Here is a 5,531-nt window from a genome sequence, read left to right on the forward strand (position 1 = left end):
GGCGCGGGTCGGCTCAGTCGACCGGCATCCGGCGCGGGTCGGCTCAGTCGACCGGCATCCGGCGCGGGTCGGCTCAGTCGACCGGCATCCGGCGCGGGTCGGCTCAGTCGACCGGCATCCGGCGCGGGTCGGCTCAGTCGACCGGCATCCGGCGCGGGTCGGCTCAGGCGGCCGGCGCCGGCTACAGGTCGAGCACCAGGCGCAGCCGCTGCGCGGTGGTCGCCGGGATGAAGAGATGGTCCCCGCCGGGAAGGTCCGTGCCGCCGAGGACGGTGTACGCCTCGCCCGGCTCGTAGAAGGCCGGCGAGTCGGCCATGCCGTGGACCTCGAGGCGGAGCGTCTCGCCGTCGGCGCCGACATAGCGGCAGCGGCCGACGCCGTCGGGGCCGATGGCCGGGATGCTGCGGCCCGCCGCATCGGCGGCGACGCCCTCGAGGCGACCTCCCTCGAGGGCCAGCAGCAGGCACAGCGCCGCGGCAGGACCCTCGGCGCGCAGGTCGAGCTCGGCGTGCGCCGGGCCGAGCCGCACCTCCGCCGCCGTCTCGAGGGCGACCTCGTCGACATCGCGAGAGGAGAAGGACATCGCGGCGGCGAAGCGGCCGTTGAACTCGAGGGCGTAGGCGCCGTCGGCGCGGCGATCCTCTGCGGCCAGCGGATGGAAGTACTCCCCGACGGCGCGCTCCCGCAGCCGCCACGGCCCCGCCGCCGCATCGGTCCCCGCGTGCCGGGCATCGGCACCGGCATCAGTACCAGCACCGTCACCAGCACCAGCACCAGCACCAGCACCAGCACCGTGCGCCGTCGCGTCGGCTGCGACGGCCGCGGAGTCCACCGGCCGCTCGAAGCGCACCGGGCCGAGGCTGAAGAAGTCCCGCGAGATCCGCAGGTCCGTCAACCGCACCGCGCGGCCGGCCAGGCGGAGGAAGGTCGGGTCGTCGGAGGCCCCCGAGGAGACGCGCCCCAGCTCGGCGGTGTCGGTGCCGCCATGGATCACGGCGCGGGAGACGCCGTGGTCGACGACGACGAGACCGGACTCGGCCAGGACGTGGACCTCGGGCTGCTCCGGGCCCGGATCGGCGGCCGGGTCGGGCAGGGGGCCGAGCACGGCCGGGTCCTCGAGGCCGAGGGCGAGCACCTCGAGGGCCGCGAGCTCGTCCGCACGGTCCTGGGTGCGCAGGGCGGCGCGGGCGGTGAGGGGGTCCCCGGTGCGGATCGCGTGGGCGCGCAGCAGCGGATGCAGGGGCCCGCCGTCGAAGAGCGTGCGACGGTCCTGGCGCCGGGAGCCGAGGGTCTCGACCATGCCGCGGGCATCGGTGAGGCGGGCCTGCGCGCGGGTGGCGGCATCGGCCGCATCGGCGAGGTCCGGACGGTCCAGCTCGTGGGCGAGCACCAGCAGGCAGGGGATGCTCACGTGCACGGCGTAGTTGGGGCTGCGCTCGGAGAACAGGCCGTCGGCCTGCAGGTCCACCCCCTCGGCGAGCCACTGCTCGGCGCGGGCGGTGCAGCGCGGGTCCTCGAGCAGGCGACCCAGCCGGGCGAGCGCCGCGGAGATCTCGAAGCGGTGGTTGGGGGTGTGGACGCCGCCGGCGACCAGCGCGGGGGCGGTGCGGGCCAGCAGCTGCTCGAGCTGCCCCTGCAGCGCGGTCAGGCGCAGGGAGCTCTCGCGCCGCAGCATGCTCGCGGCCCAGGCGAGGTCGCCCACGGTGAAGGCGGTGTCCGGCGGGGAGTCGACGTTGTCGCCGCTGGCGAAGGTCCCGCTGGGCAGCTGCAGGGCGGCCAGCGCCTCCAGCGCCGCCCACGCCTGGTCGAGCAGGGCCGGCTCGCCGTGGGCCTCGCCGATCACGGCGTCGCGCACGAGGCGGCCCAGCTCGCGGTGGCGGGCGCCGCCGGCGAGGAGGCGCTCGGCCCGCGCGGGGAGCCCCGCGAGCGCCGCCCTCCCCTTCTCGCGCAGGGTGGGGTCGAGGGCGTCGAGGTCCCGCACGGGCATCGGCGTCAGTCCTTCAGTCCGGAGTTGATGTCGGCGTTCATGATCTGCCGGCGGAAGATGAGGAACAGCGCGATCATCGGCAGCAGGGAGATGACCGAGGCAGACAGCAGCACGGACCAGTCGATGTTCTCCGCGCCCACGATGCTGCGCAGCGCCAGCTGCAGGGTGTACTTCTCCTGGTCGTTGAGCACCAGCAGCGGCCAGATGTAGTCGTTCCAGCGCCACTGGAACGAGAAGATCGCGAGCACGGCGATGATCGGCTTGGCGATCGGCAGCATGAGGGTGAAGAAGATGCGGAACTCCCCCGCCCCGTCGATGCGCGCGGCCTCCAGCAGCTCGTCCGGGACGGTGCGGAAGTACTGGCGGAGCATGAAGATGCCCGTCGCCGTGACGATCGAGGGCACGATGATGCCGGCGAGGGTGTTGTACATGCCCAGGCCCAGGATCACCGCGAAGGTCGAGGGCATGATGACCTCGGTGGGCAGCATGGTGGTGGCGAGAATGCACAGGAAGAACCCCTGGATCCACCAGGCGCGGTACTTCGCCAGGGCGAAGCCGGTGCAGGCGCTGACGAGCACCGTGAGGACCGTGGTGATCACCGCGACGAGGAAGGTGTTCAGGAAGTACTGCGCGAAGTCGAACCGCGCCCAGGCGGTCCGATAGCCGCTGAGGGTCCAGTCGCGCGGGAACAGCTGCAGCGGCCAGGTGAACAGCTCACTGCCGGGCTTGAAGGAGCTCAGCAGGAACCACAGCACGGGGAACAGGAACGCGAGCGCGAGGACCCACAGCAGGGTCGTGGCGCCGATGGCGCGCGGCATCGACCTCAATTCAGATCACTCCTGTCGAAACGGGTCTGGATCACCGCGATGATCAGCAGGATCACCATGAGGATCATCGATGCCGCGCTCGCGTAGCCGATCTCCGAGCGTTCGAAGCCCGTCTTGTAGATGTACTGCACGATGAGGACGTTCGAGGTGCCCGGGCCGCCGCCGTTCAGGGCCTGGATCATCGCGAACTCCTTCATCGCGCCGATCGTGCCCAGCAGAATCACCATGAACGAGGTCGGCGCCAGCAGCGGCCAGACGATCCGCACGAAACGGGTCACGGGGCCGGCGCCGTCCAGCTCCGCCGCCTCCAGATAAGAGGTGGGGATGTTCTTGATCGCCGCCATGAACAGCAGCATCGTGCCCGCGGTCCCGCCCCAGGAGCCGGCGATGATGACCACGGCCAGGGCCAGGTTCGGGTCCTGCGCCCACTTCAGGGGCGTCAGCCCCACGCCGTCGATGAGGTAGTTCACCAGGCCGAAGCTCTCGCCGAACAGCCAGCGCCAGATGACGCCGGTGACGATCGGGGAGACCAGCCAGGGGAAGAAGAAGATGACCTGGGCGACGGTCTTCCCCTTCGCGCTGCGGGCCACCAGAAGGGCGCTCACCAGCAGGGCCAGGAAATAGCCCACCGGGACGGACACGACCGTGTAGAGGATCGTGCGGCCCAGGGCCGTGTAGAACTCCGAGTCCGCGAACAGCTGCTGGTAGTTGGACAGGCCCACGAACTCGAGGTCGCCGTACCCGCGGTAGTCGGTGAACGAGTACAGCAGCCCGAGCCCTGCCGGCCCCAGGAAGAACAGGCAGAACAGGACGAACGCCGGCACCAGGAACACCGCCGCGATGATGCCGCGGCGGCGGCGCTCCTGGGCCGCGGTGCGGGTGAGGGTGCTGGCGGCCATGTCAGGCGAGGCTCGCGTTGAGCTGCTCGAGCATGGCGTCGACCGCCTCCTGCGCCGTCTGCTCGCCGGCGATGACCTTGACGGTCTCCTCCTTGACGGCGTCCACGCCGATGTCCTTCGCGGTGCCGGCGGCCTGCAGCTTCAGGTCGCGGGTCTTGATCTCGGTGACGAAGTCAGGGGTCGCCGCGATGGCGGCGTTGTAGAGGTCGAAGTCCTCCTGGCGCTCGTCGTAGGTGACCTCGACGTCTTGGATGGCCGGCAGGAACCCGGCGATCTTCGAGATCTCGGCGTAGTTCTCGGGCTGGTAGAGCCATTCGACGAAGGCGTAGGCGGCGTCCTCCTGGCCGGTGCCCTCGAAGACGACGATGTGCGCGGAGGTGCCGAAGTTCGTGGCCTGGACGGGCTGGGCCGGCATCGGCACGCTGACCCAGGCGAAGTCGGCGATGTTCGCGACGAAGTCGGCGATCTGCCAGGAGCCCGAGTAGTACGAGGCGACCTGGCCGGTCTTGAACATGGCGTTCGGGTCGTCCTGCGAGAGCCACACCGAGCGCGGGATGAAGGCGTCGTCGTTGAGGTCCGCGAAGTACTGCAGGGCGGGGACCGTCGCCTCGTTGGCGGTGTAGCTCGAGAGGTCCTCGCTGAGGGCGATGCCCTCCGAGCCCATCTGGTAGAGGAACGAGTTCAGGCGGTGGGAGCTGCTGTCCACGGCCATGGCGTACTTGACGCCGGTCGCCTCGCGGACGGCCGTCGCGGCGGCCACGTACTCATCCCATGTCCACACATTCTCGTCGACGCTGGTCGGGTAGGCGACGCCCGCCTTGTCCCACAGGTCCTTGTTCAGGAACAGGCCCACCGCGGTGAGGTCGCTGGGCAGGGCGGGGACCTTGCCCTCGTCGTCGGCGGCCCACATGCCGTCCACCGGCTTGACGGCCTCGGCGAGCTCGGCGAGATCCCGGGTGCGGTCCAGCCAGACCGGGTCGAGGGAGGGCATGCGGGCGAGGGCGGGCAGGTCGTTCGCCTTCGCGGAGTTGCGGACCTTGGTGTTCAGGTCGTCGTAGGGCAGGTCGACGATCTCCACGGCCTGGCCGGTCTCCTCCTCGTACTTCGCGGCCATGGCCGCGAAGCCGCCGCCCTGGTTGGCGTCGCCGGAGAGGATGAACTGCAGCGGCGCATCCGGATCGGCGGAGCCGCTCCCGCCGCAGGCGGCGAGGGCGGGCAGGGCGGCCGCGGCGGTGCCGGCGGCGAGGAATGCACGGCGGTTCAGAGCAGACATGATCCACACTTCCTGTTGGGCGGAGCAGGGCGCCAGCTGCCGGGGCACGTCGTCGGACTCGGCCGGGAGAGACGCTGGCGAAGGTTTGTGAGGACAAGCGTGGCGCGGCGCATCCCTTATGTCAAGGCTCGAAGGAAAGCCGTTTCCAAGCCGTGATCGACGACTCTTCGACGGTGCAGGTCAGCCCGCGGGCCGCAGCGACGGCGAGACGACGGAGGGCGCGATGGCGAGGCGGCAGGAGTGGGCGCGACGACGGGAGGGGGCGACGGCGGGAGGGCGCGACGACGGGACGGCGCGCCGACGGGAGGGCGCGACGACGGGAGGGCATGACGGCGCGAGGCGCTGCCGCTGATCCCGGACAGGGCCTGTGGCCGGCACGCCGAACCGGCGGACGCCTCGCCCCGTGCCGGCCCCGGGCATCGGTGTCGGCGCGTTCGAGGAATTGCAGGCTCCCGTACCACTCCGGCGCGGCGGGTTCTAACGGTCAGCGCAACAGGTGCTCGGAGAATACCTCTCTTGGCGTAGCAAATTCAAGCCGCTTTCGC

The 5,531-nt window shown here is 71.0% G+C and carries 4 protein-coding genes; all 4 read right to left on the reverse strand.

The window, feature by feature from the left end; all coding sequences use genetic code 11:
• Nucleotides 1-181 precede the first annotated feature (181 nt).
• From ABD234_RS19050 to ABD234_RS19065, 4 genes are read right to left on the reverse strand one after another with little or no spacing between them, the layout of a single operon-like run.
• Entirely contained in the window at nucleotides 182-1,987 is a 1,806-nt protein-coding gene (locus ABD234_RS19050; protein WP_344359647.1) for a hypothetical protein, read from the reverse strand.
• Nucleotides 1,988-1,992: 5 nt separating this feature from the next.
• The gene (locus ABD234_RS19055) at nucleotides 1,993-2,805 is read right to left on the reverse strand and encodes a carbohydrate ABC transporter permease (RefSeq protein WP_051487068.1); all 813 of its coding nucleotides are present in this window, start codon (nucleotides 2,803-2,805) and stop codon (nucleotides 1,993-1,995) included.
• 5 nt (nucleotides 2,806-2,810) lie between these two features.
• The gene (locus ABD234_RS19060) at nucleotides 2,811-3,713 is read right to left on the reverse strand and encodes a carbohydrate ABC transporter permease (RefSeq protein ID WP_038373944.1); all 903 of its coding nucleotides are present in this window, start codon (nucleotides 3,711-3,713) and stop codon (nucleotides 2,811-2,813) included.
• Between the two features lies 1 nt (nucleotide 3,714).
• On the reverse strand, nucleotides 3,715-4,986 hold the full coding sequence (locus tag ABD234_RS19065; protein ID WP_344359650.1) for an extracellular solute-binding protein: 1,272 nt from the start codon (nucleotides 4,984-4,986) through the stop codon (nucleotides 3,715-3,717).
• Nucleotides 4,987-5,531: the final 545 nt, after the last annotated feature.

This window comes from Brachybacterium phenoliresistens (assembly GCF_039530785.1).
GTDB lineage: Bacteria > Actinomycetota > Actinomycetes > Actinomycetales > Dermabacteraceae > Brachybacterium > Brachybacterium phenoliresistens.